At 62.5% G+C, this 24,088-nt stretch carries 20 protein-coding genes; 13 read left to right on the top strand and 7 right to left on the bottom strand.

The window, feature by feature from the left end; genetic code table 11:
• Positions 1–468: 468 nt before the first annotated feature.
• The gene (locus tag K1X71_14945; GenBank protein ID MBX7074441.1) at positions 469–2,346 is read left to right on the top strand and encodes a redoxin domain-containing protein; all 1,878 of its coding nucleotides are present in this window, start codon (positions 469–471) and stop codon (positions 2,344–2,346) included.
• A 143-nt stretch (positions 2,347–2,489) separates the two neighbouring features.
• Here the strand turns inward: K1X71_14945 and K1X71_14950 are convergent, their stop codons facing one another.
• Positions 2,490–2,840: a P-II family nitrogen regulator gene (locus K1X71_14950; GenBank protein ID MBX7074442.1), complete on the bottom strand. Its 351-nt coding sequence runs from the start codon at positions 2,838–2,840 to the stop codon at positions 2,490–2,492.
• Between the two features lie 439 nt (positions 2,841–3,279).
• Here K1X71_14950 and K1X71_14955 point away from each other — a divergent pair, with 439 nt between their 5' ends.
• The 8 genes from K1X71_14955 (at position 3,280) to K1X71_14990 (ending at position 12,370) form a co-directional block, all read left to right on the top strand.
• Positions 3,280–4,413 (top strand): acyl-CoA dehydrogenase family protein, encoded by a 1,134-nt coding sequence (locus K1X71_14955; protein ID MBX7074443.1) that lies wholly within the window; start codon positions 3,280–3,282, stop codon positions 4,411–4,413.
• A 140-nt stretch (positions 4,414–4,553) separates the two neighbouring features.
• Positions 4,554–5,123: a hypothetical protein gene (locus K1X71_14960; protein ID MBX7074444.1), complete on the top strand. Its 570-nt coding sequence runs from the start codon at positions 4,554–4,556 to the stop codon at positions 5,121–5,123.
• Complete coding sequence (locus K1X71_14965; GenBank protein MBX7074445.1) at positions 5,123–8,695, top strand: protein kinase; 3,573 nt, start codon at positions 5,123–5,125, stop codon at positions 8,693–8,695. The genes K1X71_14960 and K1X71_14965 overlap by 1 nt, the downstream gene beginning before the upstream one ends.
• A gap of 21 nt (positions 8,696–8,716) precedes the next feature.
• Positions 8,717–9,214, top strand: a complete 498-nt coding sequence (locus K1X71_14970; GenBank protein MBX7074446.1) for a hypothetical protein — start codon at positions 8,717–8,719, stop codon at positions 9,212–9,214.
• 15 nt (positions 9,215–9,229) lie between these two features.
• Complete coding sequence (locus K1X71_14975; protein ID MBX7074447.1) at positions 9,230–9,625, top strand: hypothetical protein; 396 nt, start codon at positions 9,230–9,232, stop codon at positions 9,623–9,625.
• 158 nt (positions 9,626–9,783) lie between these two features.
• Positions 9,784–11,742 (top strand): ABC transporter ATP-binding protein/permease, encoded by a 1,959-nt coding sequence (locus tag K1X71_14980; protein MBX7074448.1) that lies wholly within the window; start codon positions 9,784–9,786, stop codon positions 11,740–11,742.
• Between the two features lie 62 nt (positions 11,743–11,804).
• On the top strand, positions 11,805–12,056 hold the full coding sequence (locus K1X71_14985) for a hypothetical protein (GenBank protein MBX7074449.1): 252 nt from the start codon (positions 11,805–11,807) through the stop codon (positions 12,054–12,056).
• A gap of 2 nt (positions 12,057–12,058) precedes the next feature.
• Entirely contained in the window at positions 12,059–12,370 is a 312-nt protein-coding gene (locus K1X71_14990; GenBank protein ID MBX7074450.1) for a type II toxin-antitoxin system RelE/ParE family toxin, read from the top strand.
• Here the strand turns inward: K1X71_14990 and K1X71_14995 are convergent.
• Positions 12,352–13,368 carry a PEP-CTERM sorting domain-containing protein gene (locus K1X71_14995; protein ID MBX7074451.1) on the bottom strand — a complete coding sequence of 339 codons (1,017 nt, stop codon included), beginning with the start codon at positions 13,366–13,368 and terminating at the stop codon, positions 12,352–12,354. The two genes, K1X71_14990 and K1X71_14995, sit on opposite strands and share 19 nt — an antisense overlap.
• A gap of 258 nt (positions 13,369–13,626) precedes the next feature.
• Between K1X71_14995 and K1X71_15000 the strand changes: the two genes are divergently transcribed.
• Positions 13,627–14,439: an SDR family oxidoreductase gene (locus K1X71_15000; GenBank protein ID MBX7074452.1), complete on the top strand. Its 813-nt coding sequence runs from the start codon at positions 13,627–13,629 to the stop codon at positions 14,437–14,439.
• Between the two features lie 98 nt (positions 14,440–14,537).
• Positions 14,538–15,068 (top strand): hypothetical protein, encoded by a 531-nt coding sequence (locus tag K1X71_15005; protein MBX7074453.1) that lies wholly within the window; start codon positions 14,538–14,540, stop codon positions 15,066–15,068.
• Here K1X71_15005 and K1X71_15010 read toward each other — a convergent pair.
• The 4 genes from K1X71_15010 to K1X71_15025 all read right to left on the bottom strand — a co-directional run bounded on the left by K1X71_15010 (position 15,058) and on the right by K1X71_15025 (position 19,037).
• Positions 15,058–15,843: a phytanoyl-CoA dioxygenase family protein gene (locus K1X71_15010; GenBank protein MBX7074454.1), complete on the bottom strand. Its 786-nt coding sequence runs from the start codon at positions 15,841–15,843 to the stop codon at positions 15,058–15,060. The two genes, K1X71_15005 and K1X71_15010, sit on opposite strands and share 11 nt — an antisense overlap.
• Before the next feature lie 147 nt (positions 15,844–15,990).
• Entirely contained in the window at positions 15,991–17,403 is a 1,413-nt protein-coding gene (locus tag K1X71_15015) for a B12-binding domain-containing radical SAM protein (GenBank protein MBX7074455.1), read from the bottom strand.
• A 130-nt stretch (positions 17,404–17,533) separates the two neighbouring features.
• On the bottom strand, positions 17,534–18,364 hold the full coding sequence (locus K1X71_15020; protein MBX7074456.1) for a transporter: 831 nt from the start codon (positions 18,362–18,364) through the stop codon (positions 17,534–17,536).
• A 178-nt stretch (positions 18,365–18,542) separates the two neighbouring features.
• On the bottom strand, positions 18,543–19,037 hold the full coding sequence (locus K1X71_15025; GenBank protein MBX7074457.1) for a GNAT family N-acetyltransferase: 495 nt from the start codon (positions 19,035–19,037) through the stop codon (positions 18,543–18,545).
• 311 nt (positions 19,038–19,348) lie between these two features.
• On the opposite strand from K1X71_15025, the gene K1X71_15030 reads away from it, so the two are divergent.
• Together K1X71_15030 and K1X71_15035 are read left to right on the top strand one after the other, a co-directional pair.
• On the top strand, positions 19,349–20,689 hold the full coding sequence (locus tag K1X71_15030) for a Gfo/Idh/MocA family oxidoreductase (GenBank protein MBX7074458.1): 1,341 nt from the start codon (positions 19,349–19,351) through the stop codon (positions 20,687–20,689).
• 82 nt (positions 20,690–20,771) lie between these two features.
• The gene (locus K1X71_15035; GenBank protein MBX7074459.1) at positions 20,772–21,980 is read left to right on the top strand and encodes a hypothetical protein; all 1,209 of its coding nucleotides are present in this window, start codon (positions 20,772–20,774) and stop codon (positions 21,978–21,980) included.
• A gap of 26 nt (positions 21,981–22,006) precedes the next feature.
• Here K1X71_15035 and argS read toward each other — a convergent pair whose 3' ends face one another.
• Positions 22,007–23,962 carry an arginine--tRNA ligase gene (argS, locus tag K1X71_15040; protein ID MBX7074460.1) on the bottom strand — a complete coding sequence of 652 codons (1,956 nt, stop codon included), beginning with the start codon at positions 23,960–23,962 and terminating at the stop codon, positions 22,007–22,009.
• Between the last annotated feature and the right edge of the window lie 126 nt (positions 23,963–24,088).

Below are 24,088 nucleotides of genomic sequence, written 5' to 3' on the forward strand. Positions count from 1 at the left end.
CATTGTAGCTACCAGCGCGCTAACCGTCGCAGGGGTGACTTAGCCACTTGCATGGCCGCCCATTTCGGGCCGAAGACCTGCGTATTAGCCTGCTTACGCCACAGTGGTTTGCCGCGGCGCCCGCCAACGACCAGCTCGGCTGTTTGCCGGCGCCAGACGTGCGAAGATTCTGCCTTGTGCGCCCAACACTGAGGGGCATCTCCATACGGTCTCACCGATGTGGCTGTGCGAATTGACCCGCTGTGGCGCGCCAAGTGAGCTACCACGCACAAGCCGCACGCTACTCGCGCGCTTGCGCGGGGTGTATCACCCTGTGGAGCGAGTCACACAACATCAATCACTGATTGAACTTAAAAAACCACACAAATTCGATGTCCCCATCCAGATGTGCGGCCCCGAAGATGCAATGCAGCGGGGCTGCGTAGGGCCCCTTCTCTCTTCTCTGGTTGCGCGCTTTAAGGAAGTACCATGCACGCCACCCTCACAAGTCGCTGGCTCGTCTGGATCATTTTCGCCGCTTCGGTTTTCGCGCTCTTGCTGCTCAGTTCCACTGCGGCGGGCGGCGACAACGCCCAAAAAGACAACTCCCAGAATGTGGGGCAGGCCGTGTCCGATTTCGCCCTGGAAGACACCCTCGGCGCCGCCCATCGGCTCAGCGACTACGCCAACTCCAAGGCCGTGGTTGTCGCCTTTCTCGGCATTGAATGCCCACTGGTGAAACTCTATGCGCCCCGGCTAGAGAAAATCGCGGCTGAGTACCGTGAACGCGGTGTGACCTTTTTGGCCATCGACTCCAATTCGCAAGACTCACTCGCCGAGCTGCAACACTTTGTGCGCACCTACGGGCTGACCTTCCCGGTGCTAAAAGATCCCGGCAATGTCGTCGCTGATCAATTCCAAGCGGTGCGGACTCCCGAGATGTTCGTGCTCGACAGCGATCACAAGATTCGTTACCGCGGCAGGATTGACGATCAATACGGCTTCCAAAAGGGAGTCGGCTATCAGCGGCCCGAAGCGAACCAGAACGAACTCTTGTCCGCGATCGAGTCGGTCATCGCGGGCGAAGATGTCGCCGTCGCCTCAACCGCCGCGCCCGGCTGCCTGATCGGCCGTGTCTCCAGCGGTGACGCGAAAACCGACATCACCTACTCCAATCAAGTCGCGCGAATCTTTCAAAACCATTGTGTGAGCTGTCATCGTGAGGGAGAAATCGCCCCCTTCGCGCTCTCCAGCTACGAGGAGGCGGCCGGCTGGGCCCCGATGATCTCCGAAGTGATTCTCGCTGGCCGCATGCCCCCTTGGCACGCCGATCCAAAGCATGGCGACTTCGCCAACGACGCCCGCCTCCCCGATGAAGACAAAGAGCTGATTCTCGCCTGGGCCAAAGGCGGCGCCCCTGAGGGCGATCCCTCCGACCTGCCCCCCCCGCGTACTTTCACCACCGGCTGGCAAATTCCCACGCCGGATCAGGTGCTGCCGATGGCGGACAAGCCGTTTGTCGTCCCCGCCGAAGGCAAAGTGGAGTACCAGTATTTCACGGCCGATCCCGGCTGGACTGAGGACAAATGGATCAGCGCCGCCGAGTGCCGTGCCGGCAATCGCGCGGTCGTGCATCACATCATTGTGTTCATCATTCCGCCGGGCGAAGACCCGCGCCCCGAGGCCGAAGGCATGTCGGTCCGCGAACTGCTCGCTGGCACCGCCCCCGGCAATCCTCCCACGGTGCTTCCCACCGGCATGGCCAAGCGCGTCAAAGCCGGCTCGAAGCTGATGTTTCAAATGCACTACACCGCCAACGGCCGCGAGCAGTCTGATCTCAGCTCTATTGGTTTCGTGTTCGCCGATCCCGCCACTGTCACTCGCGACGTCAAAACCGATCTGGCGATCAACGTCATGTTCGAAGTCCCCGCCGGCGCCGACAACCACAAGGTCGAGGCCTGGCGGCGATTTCGTCAAGACTCGCTGCTCATCTCGCTGATGCCGCACATGCACCTCCGCGGCAAGGCGTTTCGCTATGAACTCGAGTACCCCGATGGCCGCAAAGAGGTGCTGCTCGACATCCCCAACTACGACTTCAACTGGCAGAACAGCTACTACTTCAAAGAACCGAAGTTCGTGCCGCGCGGCGCCAAGATGCACTGCATCGCCCACTTCGACAACTCGGAGGAGAACCTGGCCAATCCCGATCCCTCGCAGCCCGTGCGCTGGGGCGAACAAACCTGGGAAGAAATGATGATCGGCTGGTTTGTGCGCGCGCCCGCCGAGGAAGGCGCCGATCCGGATGAGCGCCGACCCGCGAATGAGCGGGACGACGACAGTACCGACAAGGTCTCGCTTTCGCAGTGATGATCGCACTCTGACGATCTCGCCACCGCGCCCGCGAACCCAATGTACGCGGCGCAATTGGCAACCTGCCGACAGCGCGCGGCCAGACGAAACTGGTCGCGCGCCCGCTTGCTAAAAGCTTCGATCCGCGCTTTGCAGCGCGCTCAGCGGCGTTTCTTGATGGCCGCGTTCGCCGCGCCCAGCGCCAGCCCCTCGTCCGCCGTCAGCGCCGGCAGCACCACAACTTTGCCGTCCCCCATTCTGCCGGTGCGAGCCACTCCGATCACCTTGCGCACAATCTCCTCGACCCATACGTCGTCGACCCAAAGCGTAATCTCCACCTTGGGCAAAAATGCCAAGGCGTACTCACTGCCTTCGTATTGATCGAGATAATTCTTCTGCCGACCGTACCCTTTCACCTCCTGCACGGTGCATGCTTCAATGGGAGACAGCTTGAGCGTCTCCAGCACCTGCTCGGCCAGATGCGGCTTGACGACGGCGACGATCTGTTTCAACCCAAACTCCCGGCGCTTGATTTGTAATGTCTAACGAGTAGAAATGGCGCTACGCCGCGTCTCGACCTGACCCGCATTATCAGCCGCCGTTCCCGCGCAATCAAACCCCGATCGGAGCCACTTTGTTGAAATCCAGCCGCTACACAAAATGGGCCATCATCGCGGCGCTCCTCAGTAGCGCGGTCACCGGCTGTGGCACAGCCTCCTACGAAAAGCGCATGTCCGAGAGTGTTAGCGCGCGGCGCATTGTGGTCAGTAAGAATCGCGCCAAAGCGGCGAAAGACAAAAACAATCCAGATCAGCCCGCTGCTGGTCAACCTGCCCCTGCTCAAGCGGCGCCTGCCCAGCCCGCGCCTGCCCAACCCGCTGCTCCCGCCGGAAGCTGAATTCACGGTTCCGGTGGCCAGCGTCTCGACTTTTCTAGCGTCAAGGAATCTGCATGGACTTTCAACTCTCCAGCGAGCAGCGCATGATCCGCGATCTGGCTCGCCAGTTCGCCGAGCGCGAGATTGTGCCCGTCGCCCCGCGCTTTGATCGCGAGGCCGCCTTTCCGCACGACATTCATAAGCAGGCGTTGCAACTCGGTCTGCTCAATCTCACCGTGCCGGCGCAGTACGGTGGCGGCGGACAAGGCGTGCTCGAGTTGGCGCTAGTCACCGAACAACTGGCGTGGGGTTGCACCGGCATTGCCGGCGCCATCGGCCTCAACGCCGTCGCCTCCGACGCGCTGCTGGTCGGCGGCAACGAGGCGCAAAAGAAAGAATATCTCGGGCGGCTCACTACAGGGGGCTTTGGCTGCTACGCCATTACCGAGCCGGCCGCCGGGTCGGACGTCGCCAATATGCAAACGCGCGCCGTGAAACGCGGCGACAAATACCTGCTCAGCGGCGCCAAAATCTGGATCTCCAATGCCACCGTCTCGACCTTCGCCATCGTGTTCGCCAAAACGAACCCCGAGGCGGGCAACCGCGGCGTCAGCGCGTTTGTGGTCGATCTCGACCGCCCCGGCGTCGAGATCAGCAAAAAGTTCGACAAACTAGGTCAGCGCGCCTCGCCTGCGGCAGAACTCAGCTTCAACGAGGTTGAACTGCCGCCAAGTTGCCTCCTCGGTGAAGAGAACGCGGGCTTTCTGATCGCGATGCGCGTCTTCGACCGCTCGCGCCCCATGATCGCCGCCAGCGCGGTGGGGCTCATTGCCCGCTGCCTCGACGAAGCACGCCGCTATGCGCTGGAACGCAAAACGATGGGCAAGCCGATCATCGCCCATCAAGCGATTGGCCATAAGCTGGCCGACATGGCCATCAAGCTCGACGCCGCCCGCCTGCTCACCTGGCAGGCGTCGTGGCTGCTGGATCAAGAACAACCCAACACTCTGCAGGCCGCGTTCGCCAAGGCCTTTGCCGCCGACGCCGCCACCTGGGCAGCCAGCGAGGCGGTGCAGGTCTTCGGCGGTATGGGCTACAGCACAGAGTTTCCCGTCGAAAAGCTATATCGCGACGCCAAGGTGTTGCAAATCTACGAAGGCACGAGCGAAATCCAGCGCAACATCATCGTTCGAGAACTATCGCGCTAAATCGGTTTCATTTGTCTGGTTTCTCGACCGAACCATCGAAGAATTTTTCTTGTCATGCCCCCGCAATTGGGGGAGACTGGTTTGACTAGGGGGCGGCCGTTCACGCCGCCCCATCGCTCCGCATGAAACAGGGGTGGGCAGTGGAATCGACGACTCATTGGATTCTTGAGATCGGCGCCGGCAATCGAGACGCCGCCACCGAGCTTTGGAATCGTTATTACGATCGGTTGGTTCGCTTCGCACGACAGCGCTTGTCCACCGCGCCGCGCGCCGCCGCTGACGAAGAAGATGTGGCGCTCAGCGCGTTCAACTGCTTTTACCAGGCGATCGAGGAGGGGCGGCTTCGCGAGTTGCAAGACAGCGAAAGCTTCTGGCGGCTGCTCATCACCATCACGGCGCACAAAGCCATCTCACGCATTCGCCATGAGCGGTGCGATTGCCGCGACTATCGGCGCATCGACGGCGCCGCCTCCAAGTTGCTCGAAGGCAACGAATCGAACGAACTCGATCCCGATTTCGTTGTCGAAACCATCGACACCTGCCGCGAGTGGTTAGAACGTCTCGGCGATGGCTCGTTGCGGCTCGTGGCCATCCGCCGGCTCGAGGGTTACTCGAATCCCGATATCGCTCGCGAGCTGAATTGCTCGATCAAAACTGTCGAGCGCAAACTGAACTTGATTCGGCAACACCTGTTGGCGGAGCCAGCCTGATGTCGTGGCAGCCGGAGGCTGGCGACGCGCTCGGCGGCGACCAGGAGTTGCCGCTCGAACTCGCCACGCAGATCGACTCGGTCTGCGACGAGATCGAGTCGCTGTTGCAGCGTGGCCAGCAACCCGCCGTCGAAGATTATCTCAGTCGCGTTCCCCCCAAAGGGCACGCTCGGCTGCTCCGTGAAACGGTCCAACTCCTGCTCACCTACTGCCCCCCCAGCGGTCTGACTGACACGCAAGGACGACTCGACTCCCCCACCGTCGCGCAAGCGGCGATCGTCGACGCCACCGGGCAAATCGGCAACTACGAACTGCTCGAGCAGGTCGGCGCCGGCGGCATGGGCGTGGTGTATCGCGCTCGCCAGCGCGGCCTCAATCGCGTGGTCGCAATCAAGCTGCTGCCCACAGAACGCCTCACACACGATTCGCGCATGCGCGAAAAGCTGCTCGCCCGCTTTCATCGCGAGGCGACCGCCACCGCCCAGTTGCACCATCCGCACATCGTCGCCATTCATGAGGTGGGCGAGGACCAGGGACGCCCCTTCTACGCCATGCAGTTTGTCGATGGCGTCACACTGGGCCAGCGCGTCAGCGCCCGCAATCTCACTCCCACCGATGCCGCCCGCTACTTGGCCACCGTCGCCCGCGCCGTTTACGCGCTGCATGCCGCGGGCATATTGCACCGCGATCTGAAGCCCAACAATATCCTCATCGAATCCGAGTCAGACCGCGCCATGGTGGCCGACTTTGGCCTGGCCAAACTTGTCACCGAGCAAGACGACGTCACCCGCACCGGCGAGTTCTTCGGCACGCCCGCCTATATGGCCCCCGAGCAAATCACCAGCGCCGCGCGCGCCGGCTCCCCGGCCGATGTCTATTCGCTCGGCGCCACGCTCTACCACGCGCTCACCGGCCGGCCGCCGTTTGTCGACGCCAGCACCGCCGGCGTGCTGCATCAGGTGCTCAACTCGGCGCCCGTGCCGCCGCGCGCGATCAATCCTAGCGTGCCGCGCGATCTGGAGAGCATCTGCCTCAAGTGTCTGGAAAAAGAACCGCATCGCCGCTATCCCTCGGCGCTGGCGCTGGCAGAAGATCTAGAACGCTACTTGGCCGGCCTCCCGGTGCTTGCCCGCCCCATCCGCATGGCAGGCCGGCTGGCGCGCTGGTCGCGTCGCAATCCGATCCCCGCCGCGCTCCTGACCATGGTGGCGGTCTCCCTGCTGGGGGGCGCCGCCATCTCCACCGCGCTCTGGCTGCGCGCCAGCAGCGAGGCGCGGCAGAAGCAGTTGGCGCTCGACGAGTCGCTGCGCAATCAAGCCGCGCAGTGCCGCACCCAGGCGGCTGTGGCGGCAGGCCCCGCCCTTGCCTTGCCCTACTTGGCGCAGGCCATTGAACTCACCGCGGGCGAACCTCGCAGCAACCGGCTCGACCGCGTTCGCTTCGCCGATGCCGAGGCGCGCGTCGGCGACTTGCGCTATCTTGGCTTTCATGGCGCGGGCGTCGATTCGCTCGATTACGACAGCGCATCGCGGCGGCTATTGTCGGCCAGCGACGACGGCACGGCGCGGCTCTGGTCGCTCGATTCGTCCCGACCGCCAATCGTCATGAATCATGGGGCAAGCGCGCTGGCCGCTTTCGCCTCTCCGGGCGTGGTGGTCACCGCCGGCCAGGACCGCGCGCTCAAATTCTGGGACGCCAATAGCGGCCAGCCGATCCGCCAGCAGCAACATACCGGAAGGCTCTCTAGCTTTACGGTCTATCCACCTGCGGAATTCATCGCTGTCGTCAGCGACTACAAGACGATCTGCATCGGCCGAATCGACTCCTCGGATTGGCTCTATCAACTGCCGCACGACGAGTCGGTATCTGAGTTGCAGTTCGTCAACGAGCACACCCTAGTTAGCCGCTCCGGTCGGCGACTGCTCGTTTGGGACTTGCCAGGCCAAAGCGTCACGCGCGAATTCAGCCACGCCAATCAGTTCGGTTCATTCGGTTTGACCGCCGACGGCGAATACCTGCTGGCTGGTTCGAGCGACGGAACCGTGTTCTTGTGGGAACTCGCCACCGGCAAGCAAATCTTCCAAGAGACAATGCCAGCTTCCAGCCGCGCTCTCAAGGTCGCAATGCGCCCCGACGGCAAACTGGCGGCTACTGGCCACGACGACGGCGCGGTGCATCTCTGGTCGGTCCCCGCGGGTGAAAAGGTGGCTACTTTCCAAGTCCCGCGCTCAGTGACCCGGCTGCTCTTTTCCCCCGATGGCCGCCGCCTGGCCGCCACCAACAACGACCGCCAGTTGTTCTTGTGGGATGTGGCCACTCGGGCGCTGATCGGCGGCCCCTATCCGCACGGCGGCACGCCCAACGTCATGGCGTTTGTTGGCGCGGATGCCGTGGCGACCGGGGCCGGCGCCGACGATCGCGCCGTTCGCATCTGGCAGGCCCCCGCGCCCATCAAAAAGGCCTGGAAGGGAACCAACAGCCAACCTGGTATTTTTCACGCCGACCCGCGCCGCGAGCACTTCCTGTGTGGGAATCCATCCGGCGATCTGCGGATGCTGCGCGTCTCGGGCACACCCGCGGTCACGCTCCGTCACAACAGCTCAATAGTCGCGGCCGCGTTTGGCGCGGACGACGACACGGTGTTCAGCGCCACGCAAAAGGGGCTGCTCGCCCGCTGGCGTCTTTCCACCAAAAAGAAGGTTTGGGAGCGGCCGCGCGCCGACACGATCATCGACCTCGTCGCGCTGGCCGGCGACCGGCTGGCCTGCGCCACCGACCAGTGTCTGCTGTTGTGCGACGCCGCCAACGGCAAAATCTTATACGAACAGAAATGGGAAACGGCTGATCGTCCCCACCTGGCCGCGCTGGCCGGCGGCGCGGCGCTCGCCGTCGCGCAAGGCAAGTCGTGCCGCATCCTCCGGCCAAGCGCCGAGGGGTGGACGACGGCTAATAGTTTAACGCTCGATGCCGCGGCGACATCGCTCTCCGCCGCCGACGGCAATGCAGTGGCAATACGCCTCCTGACAGAAGACCTGCTGGTTTGGCGCATCGACACAAATCAGGTGACGCGCCGCAGCGAGAATCGCATCGGTCCGGTTGTGCGACTCAGTCCCGACGCCGAGCGGCTGCTGGTGGGATTGAATGACGGTGGCGCCATGCTCTTTCCGACGATTCCTGACGGCGCCCCCATCGTCTTGCCCATCGCCGCGCCGCTGGTGACCGCCGATTTCTGCGCCGAGCATGGCACGCTGCTCACCCTCGCCGAGAACGGCGCGATCAGCCAGTGGGACGCCCTAACCGGAGAAGCCATCTGGTCGCGCACTCTCCCCGGCGTGAAGCTGGCGGGAGGCTTTCTTTGCGCGGGGGGAGACGCCGTCCTGGTGATCGACGACAAGAGCGGAACCTACCGCTGGTCGCTGCCCCCCGCGCACGGCGCGCAGTCCCAAATCGCCGACCGCGGCGCGCTCGCCAGCGCGCACCGCTATTCGGCCAGCCAAGGGCTCGTGCCGTACTCCGCGGAAGAACTCGAAGCGATCTGGAAACGGAACAAGACTGGCGTCAAGCAACCCTAACCAACAACCGAAAGGCGCAGTATGAGTTGGCGAGACGTTACCAAGACCAGCACCGACGATCATGCGGAGATCGCACAGATCATGTCCGCGCTCGACGAGCGGCACAAATTGCTCGATGCCCGCATGGTGCAGCGCTGGGTGGAGGTATCCTGTCAGCACTGCTTCTTGTTTGATTCTGGCAATGTCGTGAAGCTGGTGCTGCTGTGCCGCGATCATGGTCGCGGCAAATGCCCCGAAGTGCAGATGCTCGGCTGGCGCTTCGCCGATCTGACCAGACCCACCGACGACGAGATGCAACTATTGTGTTCACAAGTTTTGTTGAAGCTACAGTTGTGGGTCAACAGCCTGGCCGATGTGCCCAACATGGCGCGGACCTACGTTCCCAAGAACAAATCCGGCGCAATGAGCAAAGTGTACTCGGCTATGGAAGGCGTGCTTAACAGTTCGCACATGCTGACCAGCGCCGTGGAAACCGACGATGCCATTGTTTGGCATGTGAGCGGCATCAGTTCCAACTAAACAAGGGGACAATTCATGGCAGGCACATTTACCGTTGCATGCGCTCAAACGATTAACGGTTCATCGAGCACCCGAGAGGTCAATATCCAAGTCTCGTCGCAGAACGGATACTACGGGACCGTTACCTTGACCTTCAGCGCGGTGCCCGACACCGGAAGCGTTTCACTCAGCGACGACACGGAACCGGTTTCGGTCCCCAAGAATGGATTCATTGACCATCAGGTCATGGTGACGTTTGAAAACGGCGCGAGCTCGTGCCAATTCACCGCCGACGGGACCGATGGGACTCTGAACCACAGCCACACAAACACGGTGAATCCAAAGTATGGCAACGGCCATCAACCGCCATCCTCAGTCCGCGATTCCAAAGGCGTGGCCAAACCGGCCAAGCCCAAAGCCCCCAAGAAGTGATGGCCCCTGAACCAGTGCCCGCTAGCTGCTAGCAGACGCCATCTACGTCTTGGCCCGCCGCCCCCGTTTTGCTACAAGTCCCCCTCGCCGTCGCGCCGCTGGCATGGCTGCCGCGCGCGCCGGCCGGCGGATTTCCTCTCTCCACGGGCGGTTCACGGATGAACAACTTCGGCCGAGCGCTGAAATTGGCGCTCAAGCATCGCTTCTTGCTCGCCGTCTCCATCGTTTGCGCAATGATGGTCGGCCTCTTTTGGGGCGGCAACATCGGCGTCGTCATGCCGATCGTCAGCGTCACCTTCAAAGGGCATAACCTGCACGACTGGCTGCGCGAGCAGACCGCCGCCGGCCAGGCCAAGATCGAGCAGGGCCAACAGCAACTCGCCGCCGCCAAGACGCCCGCCCAGACCAAACGGGCCGAACGCGATTTGGCCCAGGCCCATTCAGAACTGCGGCGCCTCGACTGGGTCCGCCCCTTGATCGACCGTTACGCCCCGCAAGAACCCTTCTTCACGCTGGTCTGGTTCTTGATCGCGCTGTTGATTGGCCTGGTGATCAAAAACATCTTCTTTGTCGCGCATGCCATCATCGTCGACCGCATGGCCAACCTCGCCGTGCTCGAACTGCGCAAAGAGTTCTATCGCCGCACCCTGCGGATGGATGTCGCCACCTTCGGCAGCGAAGGCACTAGCGACCTGATGAGCCGCTTCACCTACGATATGGAAAGCCTCAGCGCCGGGCTCAGCCAACTGCTGGGCAAGGCGGTTCGCGAACCCTTCAAGATGATCGTCTGTCTCGCCGGCGCCGCCTTTGTTTGCTGGCGGCTGCTGGTCCTCTCGCTGGTCGTGGCGCCCGTCGCCGCCTATCTCATTGGCCGGCTCGCCAAGCTGCTCAAGCGCGCCAATCGCCGCGCCATGGAGGAGATGTCGCAGATCTACAGCATCCTCGAAGAGTCGTTCAACGGCATCAAGGTCGTCAAGGCCTTCACCATGGAACGCTACGAGCGGCAACGCTTCCACCGTTCCAGCAAAAACTTCTTTGCCCGCAGCATGCGCATCGCGCGTTACGACTCGCTCACGCATCCCACCACCGAAACGATGGGCATGATCACCATTTGCCTGGCGATGGCCGCCGGCGCCTACCTGGTGCTGGAGCAACAGACGCATCTGTTTGGCATTCGCATCTGCAACGAGCCACTCGACTTCACCTGGATCATGATGTTCTACGCCATGCTGGCGGGCACCAGCGATCCGGCCCGCAAACTCTCCGACATCTTCAATCGCTTGCAACGCGCCTCGGCGGCCTGCGACCGCATTTACGCGCTCATGGACCGCGAGCCGGCGGTGCGCGACCCCGAGCGCCCGCGCCGCCTGCATCGCCATTGCCGCGAGTTGTCGTTTGAGAACATTGGCTTTCAATACGTGGCCGAGACGCCCGTCTTGGAAGACGTGAGCCTGCGCGTGCCGTTTGGCGAAACGCTGGCCATTGTCGGTCCCAACGGCTGCGGCAAGAGCACGCTCGTCAGCCTCCTGCCGCGATTCTACGATCCGGTGTCGGGCGCGGTGCGGCTCGACGGCATCGACCTGCGCGAAATTCGCCTCCGCGACCTGCGGTCGCAAATCGGGCTGGTGACGCAAGAGACGCTCCTCTTCGACGACACGGTGCTGAACAACATCCGCTACGGCTCGCCCCACGCCACTCGGCAAGAGGCGATCGAAGCCGCCAAACAGGCCCACGCCCATCGCTTCATCGAAGAGCGACTCGAAAACGGCTACGAGACGATCGTCGGCCCACGCGGCGGTCAGCTCTCGGGCGGACAGCGGCAGCGCATCGCGCTGGCCCGCGCCATCCTGCGCGATCCGCCGATTCTGCTCTTGGACGAGGCGACCAGCCAGGTCGACTTGGAGAGCGAACAACTCATCCACCGCGTCTTGGAGCAATTCACCAAGAACCGCACCACCATCATTATCACCCACCGCATGTCGACTCTCGCCTTGGCCGATCGCGTGTTGGTGATGGACGCGGGCCGCGCACTGGACGTTGGCACGCACGACGAGCTACTGCGCCGCTCCGATCTCTACCGCCGGCTGTACCAACTGCAGTTCCGCGAAAGCGCCTGACGATGCTCCACAAGTTGGCCAGACGCCTTGCATTGGACTAAAATCATTGCGAGGAGAAATCCGTGTCGTATCAATTCCCGCCAGAAATCGCGAAACTTTTGGCCGATCAATTGGCTGCAGGGCATTACCTGTCAGAAGACGCCGTCTTGCTCGACGCGCTGCACGCCTTGGTCGCGCAGCGCTCTGCCGAAATGGCGTTCGACTACGAAGTCATTGAAGGTGTGCGCCGCGGTCTCGATGATGTCCAGGCAGGACGACTGCGACCGTTTGCTGAGTTCGATTCCGAGCTGCGCGGCCGACGGCAGTCGCCATAGCCATGTCTCGCTTTCGCGTGTTGTTAACGGCGGAAGCGGAGCGCAATATCACGGCGATTTTTGATTGGCTCGCAGCTCGATCGCCCGGTGGATCTCTTCGTTGGTACAACGCGCTGACATTGGCCCTGGATGCGCTTGCCGAGCATCCGGAGCGGTTTCCCATAGCGCCAGAAAGTGGTCGATTCGACACCACTGTCCGTAATTTGCAGTTTCGCATGCGCAGTGGGCGCGTTTATCGAATCTTGTATTCGATCGAAGGGAACGACGTCCATGGGCTCTACGTTCGTGCGCCAGGTCAGGACTTGGCACGCTGATTGGTTTGACGCCGCCGCTGACGCATCGTCAGCAGCACGCCACACGCGCCCATGCATGCAAGCGCCAACGTCCCTGGCTCGGGCACAGGCGCCAGCACCACCAAGGGCGAGCTGTATTTGTTGAACCGCAGACTGTATGTCTGTCCCGCCTGCAAGTCCTTGTAGATCACATCCCACACGCGGCCATCCTTGTCGGTCATTTGTTCGAAATGGGTCCAGCCTTCGGCTTCCATTTGCGGCAAGGTCAGGCGGTAGTCGTCCCAGTCCCCTTCGCTGTTGCCGTCGTAACCCCAGTAGCCCGCCAGATACACACGGCCGTCGGCAAGCGCCTTGAAATCGGTGATCGCCCCTGATGGACGACGAATCTCGGAGAAAATCGTTCCGCCTTGTAGCGACTCTGGTATCACCGCGAAGTTCGTGTGCGACGCGTCGAGCGGAACCGGGTTGAAATCGGCCACCGCCACTTGGCCGAATTCGGGCCAAGGCGTGGCCGCCGACGGCAGTGTGCCGGTCAACGCGGTGCCCGTGATGGCCCACGGCGGCGTGTACTTGCCAACCCGCAGGTGGTACTGCTCGCCAGCGGCGACCTGCTTTTCAAACAAGCGAAACAGGCCGCCGCTGCCGTGCCGCATGTCGCCGCGGTAGAGCCAACCTTGCGCTTCCAGCTCGTCGCGCGTGGTTTGTTCCTCCAACCAGCCGCCTCCCGAGTTGCCTTGATAGTCGTAGTTCGCCGCGATCCACATCTTGCCCGACTGGGTGACGGTCCAATCCGCCATGCCGTTCGCGGGGCTATCGGCCGGAAACGAAATAAGCGGCAAGCTATGCACGCTCGAACCACGGATGAAGTCGGGTATGTATCGCCACTGCTGCACACTATCGGTCTCCACCAGCGGCAGCGTTCCACGATTCAAAACCTGCACGGCGGCGTACGGTTCGCCCGCGGCCAGTGCCGGCAGTAGGCCGCCAACCGTCATCGCCAAGAAACAATGACGCAACATGGGTGATATCCCGTCTCGGAAAAGTAGGAGAGTGCAGACCAGAGTGTGCGCGCCTGCGTCCTATGACGCGGCGCCGCGCACTACGAAGAATGGAAGCTAGAGATCGCGCGAGGCAAAGCTCAGCGCAAAGTGGTCTGCATTAGCGACGAACGCTCTCGAAATGGTCCAGAAATCAGTAAACTCAAAGCTATTCGACCGGTCGCTTGCCCACAAACCCCGCTCGCGGGTGGACCGATTCGGCTATAGTCACACTTCAATATCCCACTCACTCACGGGAGACGCCAAGTGAAATTGGCTGGCAAGACGGCGCTGGTCACTGGCGCCGGCCGCGGCATCGGCGAGGCAATCGCCAAGGCGCTCGCGGCCTCGGGCGCCGCGGTGGCGGTGAACGACTTTCGCGGCGATGCCGCGGAAGCGGTGGCTGCGGCTATTCGCGACTCAGGCGGCCGCGCTTTCCCCTGCGCGGGCGATGTCGCCGACCCCGCGCGAATGGAGGCCATCGTCGCCGATACAGTGGCCGAATTTGGCCGCCTCGATATCGCCGTCTCCAATGCCGCCTACAGCGATCGCGAGGCGTTCTACCAAGCCGACATGCAGGGCTTTCACCGCACCATCGATGTCACCATGTGGGGCGCCTTTCATCTGCTACGGGCCGCCACCCGTCAAATGCTGGCGCAACCGCAGGCGGATAATGCCCGCGAGCGCGGCTGCCTGCTGGTCATCGGCTCGCCCCATGCCATTTGCCCGGTTCCCAACGCCATGGCCTACAACATGGCCAAGGCGGCCATCGATCAAATGGCGCGCACCGCCGCCATTGAACTGGTCGACCACCGCATTCGCGTCAACATTGTGCATCCGGGCTGGACCGACACGCCGGGCGAGCGAAAATTCGCTAGTGACGCCGAACTGGCGCAAGTCGCCCGCTCAATGCCTTGGGGCCGCATGGCGCGCCCCGACGAGATCGCCCGAGCCGTGTTGTTTCTCGCCGATCCCGACAGCGAATACATCACCGGCAGCACCCTGGTGGTCGATGGGGGCCTCGGATTGCCGTGGTGGGAGTCGCGCCGGTAGGCTGACGCCGTCCAAGCCCCCTTTGCGCGGACTATAGTGTAAGAACGCGCGGCATCCCGGGCGGACAGAGACAAGATTCCCAGGTTTGGCGAGGCAATATGGCCAGGTCGGTGACCGTAGTGCGGTATAAGTTGCGCTGCCAATGCGGCCGCGATGTGCTGGTCGATCGTTCGCAGGCCGGCATCCTGGTGACCTGCGAATGTGGACAGTCGTTGGAGACCCCTACGATCCGCGGGCTCGCCCAGCTAGAACCCGTGACGCAGGCGCCATCCAAAGACGCCAGCGCCTGGAGCGGCCGGCACGGTCTGATGTTGGTGGGTCTGGCGCTGGCCGCGATCGGACTGGGCTGGGGCGCGTATCGTCAATTCTATCCGCCCCCTTATCCCTTCTCGGAGCGGATTGTGTCGCAAGACATCGCCGATGGCGAAATGCTGCTCGATCGCGCTCCGCTCGCCGAAACCTGGAAGCTGTGGGAGACTTTCCGCGAAGGCATCGACCGCAATGAAATGCCGCAACTCGCCATCTATCAAGCGCTGGTTGCGGAAAATCGCCGCTGGATGTGGGTCATGTACGCGCTGGGCGGCGCCGGCCTATTGCTCGCCGCCGCCGCGCTCTTGCTCAACGAGTGACCTGCTCCGAGTGCGCGGCCGCCCAGTTGCGAATTGCCGAGTCCGCTACGCGCTCCAGCGGCGAATAGCGCGGATGCCGTGACTCCTTGTACGGATCGTTCGTGCGCGTGTTGTAGCACGCAATCAGCGACCAGCGCGGGTTGGGTGAGCGGTTCTGGTCGGAGCGATGCAGCAAGTTGGAATGAAAGAACAGCGTGTCGCCCGGATCCATTTCCATGTAGACCAGCGGAAATCGCGCTAGCGCCGCTTCCACCCGTTCCAGATCGGCCCCCTTCTGTTCTCCCGTCTGCGCATGGTCGATGCGGCCTAGTCGCTGCGTGCCCGGCAACACCTGCAAGCAGCCATTCTCGCGCGTCGAGCGGTCGACGGCGATCAGCGCGCTGGCTAGGTCGGGCGACAGACAGCCGTTGTGATACCAATAGCCATAGTCCTGATGCCACTCCCAGGCGCCCCCCACGCGTGGCTCCTTGAGCATCATCTTGGTGTGCCAGTGATACACCTCATCTCCCAACAGTTGCTCCATCCGGTCGACGATACGCCCGCTGCGCGAAAACAGGCTATAGAGGCCATCGTCCGCCTCGTTCCAAAGCGCCAGTCGCGTCCGCGCGCCTTGCGAATCGAGCCGGTCATAGGCGCTAGCCGCCAGCGCCGGATCGCGCCGGGCGAAGTTCAGCAGCGCTTGCATTTCGTCGGCGTCGAACAACGCGCGTTCGAGCCAATAGCCCTCGCGCCGGAACTGCTCCAAGGCCGCCGGAGACAACGGAGTTCGCGTCATGGTTTTGTCACGTCTTGATGTGAATGGATTTGCGCTGCGCCGATTATCTCGCGCGACACCGCTTTCTCGCTAGATGTGCGGCGCGGCGCCAAAATCGCGCGCGATATCGCGCGCAGGCGCCAAGGGGTTTCGACGCGGCTTGTCCGACTAAACCAGTTCGCTGCGCGTCGAACTCTTCGTGCGGCCGAGAAAATATGGCGCCAGCGCCCGCCCCGCTGCTAGCGTCGTGCGCGGGTATTTGAGAAACCGCAATGCGTGCCGCGCGACATACGGCAGACGAAGATACGATTTACGGAAGAACTCCGCTTCCCACTTTGCCAATTCGGCGCGGCGCCCCGGGCTTTTCCACTCGTTGCGATACGGAAACAGCGAGAAGTCAACCTGGTCGCGATATTGCTCAAATAGCGACGTGCCCGGATACGGCACGGTCTGCCCCACTGTGGTGTAGTCCAATTCCAGCGACCGCAGCAGTTTTCCAGTCTGCTGAAAATCTTCGTGTGTTTCCTCGGGATGCCCGACCATGAAGAACGCGCCGACTTCGATATGGCGCTTGCGGAGCATATTCACAATCTCGCGAATCCGCTCTACGCCGTAGTCCTTGCCGTAGAGTTGCAGAATGCGCTGCGAGCCGCTCTCAATGCCCAGATACACCCGCCGGCATCCCGCGTCGCGCAGCGCTTTGGCCCGCTCGTCGTCGAGCGTGTCGACTCGCGACAGGCAACTCCACACCAAGGGCGGCAGCTCCTTTTGTATCTTTTCGCAAATCTCCAACGTGCGCTGTGGAATCGCCGTAAAGGTGTCGTCGATGAACCGGAACGAGCGAATCTTGTAGCGGTCGACCAGTTGCCGCAACTCGGCCACGATATTGTCGGGCGAGCGCATGCCCAATTTCTGCCCATAGCTGCGCACGCAAAAATTGCACGTGTAAGGGCAGCCCCGCGCCGTTTGCAGCATGACGAACGGTTGCGGCAGCAGAAACTCGCTGTAGGCGCTGACGTCGACCAGCGAATAATCGGGATGCGGCAGTTCGTCGATATGCCGGTCGCGCGCCCGATCGGGCGTCGAAACTACCATGCCGTCGTCGCGGCGATACGTTAGTCCTTCGATCCGATCGATCGGCCCGTTTTGTTTCAGCGCCTCGGTCAGCTCAAAGAAGGCGTGCTCGGGTTCGCCGCGAAACACGTAATCGAGGTTCGCGATCGCCATCACCTCGTTGGGAAAGGTGGTGGCGTAATGGCCAAACGCGGCGAACTTGGCCTGTGGCAGCTCCGCGCGCAGCCAAGCGAAGGTCCGCATGTCGGGTTCGAAGATCTCAAAACTGGTGATCGTGATCACCAGGTCTGGCCGAAACCGCTTGAGCTGCTCTAAAGTCTGATCGCGATCAAGTCGCGCGGCGATCGCGTCGATCAGCACGACGTCGTCGTGTCCCCACTCCCGCGCCACCGCCGCCACGTACATTAGTTCCAGCGGCGGAAAGAGAAACACCGGCGAGTTGTAAGAACACATGTACCGGCGCACGACCGGCACTTCGTGCGGCAGATTGACCAGGGCAATTCGCATGGTGTCGACTTTGAGAAGCAGCCAGATCGCGCTCGGCGCGGGCGCGAAGCAATAGACCCCCCCAACGGATGTGCGGAACTCAGTCTAGTGAGCCCCGCGGCGCGCGGCAAGCAAAACCCCATAATCGCCGCTAAAAACGCCAGCCCAACCCCACATTATTGAAGAATCGCGACGATTGCCCATTGATGCCAAATCCGAACCGCGTGCCGATTTCCAGATTCTCCGTCAGCAACAAATGGAAACCGCTGCTGACGAAATGCCGGCTTGAGTCCTCCGCCTTGTCCTCCGTGCAGAGGCCAAAGTACTCGAAGTGGATGTTCCAGCGCTCCCCGATCGGAATCTTCACCACGCTCGACGGCGCCCACGTGCTGAACCGATCATCGTGCTCGCTCCCCGTCCCCATGCGCATCGCGCTGTCCCACTTCCATCCGTTTGGCAGCGTCCAACCAAACACGTAGCCCAGCGTCAGATCGGTGTCGTTCGCTGGGCCATAGGTCGGTGTGAAGCCTTCGATCAACACCGCGCTCTCCGGGATCCAGTCCGCTTGGCGCGTTGTCTGCGCCTTCAAGCCGAATTCAACGTCCGACTCGGCCCCGGTTCCCAGGTCCTCGTCGCCAAATTCCACGTCGGAGAAGGCCCCCCCGGCGCCCCCCACCTCCCAGTTCCAGCCCAAGCGCAGTTCCAGCCAGGGGAGCACGCCCACACGCGCCACCAACTCGGGCAAGCTGTGCGTCTCCACCGTGTGGCGGTTGTCGGCGAACGTGTACGACGATTCGACGATGGTCCGCCCCGGATCGACCACGGTCGTGGCCGGGGTGAATGAATCGCGGTCGGTTTCAATCTCCGACTCGAGCCAGGGCGCGGCGCCGCGACCATCCTGCGCGCACGCAGGTCTGGCGATCGCGCAATCTGCAACGATTAGCAAGACCAGGCAATGGAAGTATCGTGACACTGCCGTCAAAGTGCGCCTCTCCCGCCTATCTTGCAGCGAGGTCGTCTCCAACCACTTAGTTTGCAAAGCTACACTCGCGCGAATATCACGCGCATCGACCAGCCAATGCGTAGGCCATGACACATTGCTTGTGCGATCGCCCCCCCATTTATTTGCAATCGCTGGTCGATTGGAAAATCCAAGGCTGCTACGGCGCGCACTCTCGATAGCCAAGCCCTTCATATAGCGCGAGCGCCCCTTGCCATTGGCGGTGCGTCTCCAGCCAGATCTGGCGTGCCCCTTGGTCCCAGCAGCGCTGCTCCAACAGCGCCATCAATAGCCGGCCAATACCGCGCCGTCTTGCGCGAGGATCGACCATCAGCCAATGGACGGCCGGTCGTCCGGCGCCGCGCTCCGCCAACGTGACCGCCCCAGCTAATTGTGGCGCCTCTCCTGAGTTGATCCACTCCGCCAGCCACATCCGATCTGGCGACCACCACGGTCGCTGCAATAGCTCGCGGCAAAAGTCGTCGCGCTGCCAGGCCCGCACCGCCACGCGCTGGCGCGCAAAGGCCCGCTGGCGCAGCGCGAGCCAGGCGTCGATATCAGTCTCGCCGGCGTAATGACGCACGCGCGCGGCGGCCAGCGGCCTAACTTCCGGCCGCTCGACGAGCACCTTGGTCATCTGCACCACCGACGTCATAAATGACTGCGACAAAAAGTGTAATGAAAGTTGGTTGCGGCGTACCGGAATGTTCGTCCTCAAGCGGTTAACTGATTCTGTCCGCCGCGAGCCGGTGGCGATACCGCAAAAGATTGGCCACGTGTCCGCATTGCGGTTATTCTCAACCGCGTGGCGATCGCCTCAGGCCGCGCAGCAAGCCATGATTGTGGCCTGCGCGAGAAAGGAACCGGCCGACCAGCGGAGTGCTAATGCTGACGCGGCTCGAAAGTAATTTCGCAGGCTCAAGCTCAGTGCCACGATGAATAAGCCCATGGGAGAAACAACCAGTCATGAGTAACCCTATCAGCCGTCGCGCTTTCACCGCCAGCGCCGCCGCGCTTGGCGCCTTGGCCACTACTGCCCGCGCCGCCGACAGCGATCGCAAGATACGGATGGGCTTTGTCGGCCTTGGCAACCGGGGAGATCAGGTCTTAAGCGCGTTTCTGCCGCAGCCCGATGCCGAGATAGTCGCGCTGTGCGACGTGTACGAACCCTATGCGCTCGCGGCCCAAAGCAAGGCCGGCGGCAAGCCGCGCATCTATCGCGACTATCGCGAGTTGCTCGCGCAATCCGATGTCGATGCCGTGGTGATCGCCACCCCCGATCATTGGCACGCCTTGCAATTCATCGACGCCTGCCGCGCCGGCAAGGATGTTTACGTCGAGAAGCCCCTCAGCCTCACCATCGCCGAAGGCCAGCGCATGGTCGAGGTCGCCGAAGAAACGAAGCGCGTCACGCTGATGGGCACCCAGCGCCGCTCCTCACCCTTAATTCAAGAGATGGTCCGACTGATCCAGGATGGCGCCATCGGCAAGGTCAGCGTCGCCAAGTGTTACCACCTGGTGAACGAATCGCCGATGGGCATCGGCAAACCCGCCGACGGCGATCCGCCCCCCGGCCTCGACTGGGATTTTTGGCTCGGACCCGCTCCGCAAGTCGCCTTCAACACCAATCGCTGCCTCTACAAGTTCCGCTGGTTCTGGAACTACTCCGGCGGACAGCTCACCAATATGGGCACTCACTACCTCGACCTGATTCAATGGGCGCTGGGGCAAGACGCGCCCACCAGCGTCGTGGCTAGCGGCGGCAACTATGTGGTGCAAGACAATCGCGAAATTCCCGACACCATGGAAGTGGTCTGGGAGTATCCGGGCGGGACGCTGGTCACCTTCTCGCAGTACAACGGCAACGCCGCCGCCAGCAATCCGCGCGATTGCGATCTCGAATTTCGCGGCAGCGAAGGCACATTGTACTACCGCCAGAACTCCATCGAGATCGTCCCCGAGCGCGTGCGCACCCAGGAGTTGGCGGCGCAAAGCCCTATCGCCCGCGAGGCAAATCGCAAACAAGGCGAGTCGCGGCAATTGGCGCGGAAGGAGTTCCGCCAGCAAGGCGCCATTGGCGATGAACTGCACGCCCGCAATTTCCTCGATTGCGTCAAGTCGCGGCAGCCGACCAATTGCCCGGTGGCGGTTGGGCATCGCTCCACCAGCGTCACGCTCTTGGGCAATATCGCCTATAAGACGGGGCGCAAAATTCGCTGGGACGCTGCGCGTCAAGAGTGCCTCGACGACGCCGCGGCCAACGCGCTATTGACCTACGAATACCGCGCCCCGTGGCGACTTTCGTAGTTTCAATCGCCTTAGCTTGTCGATTGCCGCCAACTCGATCGGTGGTTCACTGGCCAGTCAGCACGGCTGCTAGGATGGCGATATGAACGTCGATCCTTGTGTCGACAATGCGCAGCAACAGCCGGCGGCGGCGTTTTCCCCTCCGCGGGTCGAGGTCGCCGGCGCGCAGTTGTGGCTCTTTGTCGAGTTGGAGCCGTTGCTGGCCGCCATGCTCGCCGACATACGCTCCGCCCAGCATCGTATCTGGCTCGAGTCCTATATCTTCTCCGACGACTCGGCGGGCCGTGCAGTGGCCAACGCCCTCATCGAACGCTCTCAGGCCAGCGTCGATGTGCGAGTCATCTACGACGCAATTGGCAGCCAGGCGACTTCGGCTGCCTTCTTTGGGGAACTGGCCGCGGCGGGGGTTAAGGTGCATGTGCATCAAACAATCTGGGACAGTCTCTTTCGTCAAAGATCGTGGCGGCTACTCAATCGCCGCAATCATCGCAAACTGCTGATTGTCGACGAACACGCGGCCTACTTTGGCGGAATGAACCTGATCGACCCGGTCGAGGCGCTGCAAGCAGGCGGCGCGGCGAACTTGCCCACCTCGGCTGGCTGGCGCGACGTGCATGTGCGGCTAGTCGGTCCGCAAGCGCATGACGTAGCCGAAAGCTTTCACCGCTCTTGGCGTCGCGAGGAGCATCAACTGAATCGCATCCCGTCGCGCGCCTATCGCCGTGGCGTCCTCTCGCCCGAAGCCGAGAGCATTCGCTTCTTCGATAGCGGACCCGGTTTCAAGCAAAGTCGCGCCGCCCGCGTCTATTCGCGCGCGATGCGCGTCGCACGGCGCGAAATCCTCTTGTCGATGGCCTACTTCATCCCCGCTGGCCGGGTGCTGCGGGCGCTGTTAGCCGCGCGGCGCCGTCGCGTGCGCATCCGCGTGGTGGTGCCGCACGACAACGACGTGAAGCTGGTGCAATACGCCTTGCGACATCTCTACTCCAAATTGCTCAAGCGTGGCATCGAAATCTACGAACGCGTCAATTGCATGTTGCACAGCAAGGCGATGGTGGTCGACGATCAGTGGAGCATCGTCGGCTCTTGCAACCTCGATCCCCGTAGCCTGGAAATCAACTACGAGTTTCTGGCGGTGATTCGCTCCCCGGCCTTCGCCGCCGAACTCAAAAAGATCTGCGAAAATGAGATCTTGCATAGCCAGCGCGTCACGCTGGACGACGTGGCTCGCCGCACCCGCTGGCAGCGCTGGATCGATCGACTAGCCTACGCGCTCCGCGCTTGGCTCTAATGGCGCCCCAGCCATGACGCGGCCAGTCACATCTTCTCGACGACCTCAATGCCCAACAGCGCCAAACCCTGCTGGATGACGCGCGCCGTCAAATCGCACAACATCAGCCGGCTGGTGCGCAGCGCGTCGCTTTCGGCGCGCAACACCGGGCACTGCTCAAAGAACGTCGAGTACTTGTTCGCTAGCTCAAACAAGTACGACGTAAGTTGATTGGGGCGATAATCGGCCACGACCGCCGCCAGCGCCTCGGGAAACCGCAAGATCTCCAATCCCAGCGCCCGCTCTGCCTCACTGGTCAGCAAGATGGTCCCTGGCGACCGTCGCAGCGCCTCGATGTCGATGTTCCCCTTGGCGAAGATGCTCCGCACCCGCGCGTACGCGTATTGCATATACGTCGCCGTGTTGCCGTTCATGGCCAGCATCTTGTCGTAGCTGAAGACGTAATCGCTCGTGCGGTTCTGCGACAGATCGGCGTATTTGAGCGCGCCAATGCCCACCCGCTCGGCCACCTGGCGCCGCTCCGGTTCGCTTAGTTCGGCGCCGACCGGCTTACCCTCGTCGTTGGCACGCACAATCTCATACGCGCGGCTCACGGCCTCGTCGAGCAGCCCTTCCAGCCCCACCGTGTCGCCGGCGCGCGTCTTGAATGGCCGCCCGTCGTCTCCCAGCACCGTGCCAAAACTCACATGCACTAGTTCAATTGCGTCGTAACCCCAGCGCCGCGCGGTGGCAAAGAGTTGCTCAAAGTGCAAACCTTGCCGGTGGTCCACCACGTACAACGCGCCCCGTGGCCGCCAGCGCTGCATCCGGTATTGGATCGTCGCCAGATCGGTCGTGGCGTACAAGTACGCGCCATCCTGCTTCTGGATCAAGAACGGTGTTTCATAGCCCTCGTTGAAGACGCACATCGCGCCGGCGCTGGGCGCCGCGATGCCGCGCCCCTTCAAGTCGTCGACCACCCCTTGCAGGCGGTCGTGATAAAAGCTCTCCCCCAGCGACTCGTCGAAGGTCACACCCAACCGCCGGTAGATGCGATGGATATCTTCCTCGCAGGCGGGCAGAAATTCCTCCCACAACTGCCGATTCTCCGCGTCGCCAGCGTGCAGCTTGGCTGTTTCCGCCAGCACCGCTTCGCCGATCTGGGGATGCTCTTTCGCCAATCGGTCGAGCACGATGTCGGCCTCCACCGCCGTCACCTTGCTCTGCGCGGCGTCCAGCGCCTCGCGCGCTTCGACCACCCGCGTCTCCAGCCGCCGCTTTTCCTTGGCCGCTTTCTTGGCGTCGGGCTCCGCCAGTTGCGTCAAGGCAACCTCGGCCGCGCGCAGCTTGGCTTCCAGTTCGGGCAATGCCCCCCGCGCGTCGTAGAACTCGACCAGCCGATTCACCAGCCGGTACAGCCGCGCCAACTCGGCGACGGGGTGTTCGCGATAGGCCGCCTCGTCCCGAAAATTCTTGTAGCCGTACAAGATCATGCCGAACTGCGTCCCCCAGTCGCCAATGTGATTGTCGCCAATCGCCTGGTGTCCCAGAAACCGCAGCGTTCGCGCCAGCGCGTCGCCAATCACCGTCGAGCGGATATGCCCCACGTGCATCGGCTTGGCCACATTCGGCGCCGAGTAATCGACGATGTACACCCCTGGATCGCTCGCCTGCGGCACCCCCAAACGCGGATCGACAAAGGCGCTCGCCAGCGCGCTCGAAAGAAACGTGTCGGACAGTCGCACATTAATGAAGCCCGGCCCGGCGATCTCAGGCGGACCCGCGCAAAGGTCGTCGAGCTTGACCTGCTCCGCAATCTGCTGGGCAATCTCACGCGGCGGCCGACCAAGTTGCTTGCCCAACGGCATCGCGAAGTTCGCCTGATAGTCGCCAAACTTCGCGTCCTGACTCGGCCGGATCAAATCCAGCAGCGCGCCCACATCGGTCGCCATCGGCGCCAGCGCCGGCTCGAACCGCAGGCGAATCTCTTCCAATAAATTCATGCGACTTTTCGCTTCCCAGGTATCAATATCGCCGCGCAGATTACACCTGCGCCGCGCCCGGTCGCAAGGGGATAAGACAAGAAGCGAGAACAAGCCCATCGTGGGCCGGCGGCGACCGTCGCCGCG

It is taken from the genome of Pirellulales bacterium (assembly GCA_019694455.1).
Taxonomy (GTDB): Bacteria; Planctomycetota; Planctomycetia; order Pirellulales; family JAEUIK01; genus JAIBBY01.

What these genes read in the sequence shown, in the direction of transcription:
- K1X71_14945 (MBX7074441.1), top strand. Translation starts at nt 469, where the DNA reads ATGCACGCCACCCTCACAAGTCGCTGGCTCGTCTGGATCATTTTCGCC.
- K1X71_14955 (MBX7074443.1), top strand. Translation starts at nt 3,280, where the DNA reads ATGGACTTTCAACTCTCCAGCGAGCAGCGCATGATCCGCGATCTGGCT.
- K1X71_14965 (MBX7074445.1), top strand. Translation starts at nt 5,123, where the DNA reads ATGTCGTGGCAGCCGGAGGCTGGCGACGCGCTCGGCGGCGACCAGGAG.
- K1X71_14970 (MBX7074446.1), top strand. Translation starts at nt 8,717, where the DNA reads ATGAGTTGGCGAGACGTTACCAAGACCAGCACCGACGATCATGCGGAG.
- K1X71_14975 (MBX7074447.1), top strand. Translation starts at nt 9,230, where the DNA reads ATGGCAGGCACATTTACCGTTGCATGCGCTCAAACGATTAACGGTTCA.
- K1X71_14980 (MBX7074448.1), top strand. Translation starts at nt 9,784, where the DNA reads ATGAACAACTTCGGCCGAGCGCTGAAATTGGCGCTCAAGCATCGCTTC.
- K1X71_14990 (MBX7074450.1), top strand. Translation starts at nt 12,059, where the DNA reads ATGTCTCGCTTTCGCGTGTTGTTAACGGCGGAAGCGGAGCGCAATATC.
- K1X71_14995 (MBX7074451.1), bottom strand. Translation starts at nt 13,368, where the DNA reads ATGTTGCGTCATTGTTTCTTGGCGATGACGGTTGGCGGCCTACTGCCG.
- K1X71_15005 (MBX7074453.1), top strand. Translation starts at nt 14,538, where the DNA reads ATGGCCAGGTCGGTGACCGTAGTGCGGTATAAGTTGCGCTGCCAATGC.
- K1X71_15010 (MBX7074454.1), bottom strand. Translation starts at nt 15,843, where the DNA reads ATGACGCGAACTCCGTTGTCTCCGGCGGCCTTGGAGCAGTTCCGGCGC.
- K1X71_15015 (MBX7074455.1), bottom strand. Translation starts at nt 17,403, where the DNA reads ATGCGAATTGCCCTGGTCAATCTGCCGCACGAAGTGCCGGTCGTGCGC.
- K1X71_15025 (MBX7074457.1), bottom strand. Translation starts at nt 19,037, where the DNA reads ATGACGTCGGTGGTGCAGATGACCAAGGTGCTCGTCGAGCGGCCGGAA.
- K1X71_15030 (MBX7074458.1), top strand. Translation starts at nt 19,349, where the DNA reads ATGAGTAACCCTATCAGCCGTCGCGCTTTCACCGCCAGCGCCGCCGCG.
- K1X71_15035 (MBX7074459.1), top strand. Translation starts at nt 20,772, where the DNA reads ATGAACGTCGATCCTTGTGTCGACAATGCGCAGCAACAGCCGGCGGCG.
- argS (MBX7074460.1), bottom strand. Translation starts at nt 23,962, where the DNA reads ATGAATTTATTGGAAGAGATTCGCCTGCGGTTCGAGCCGGCGCTGGCG.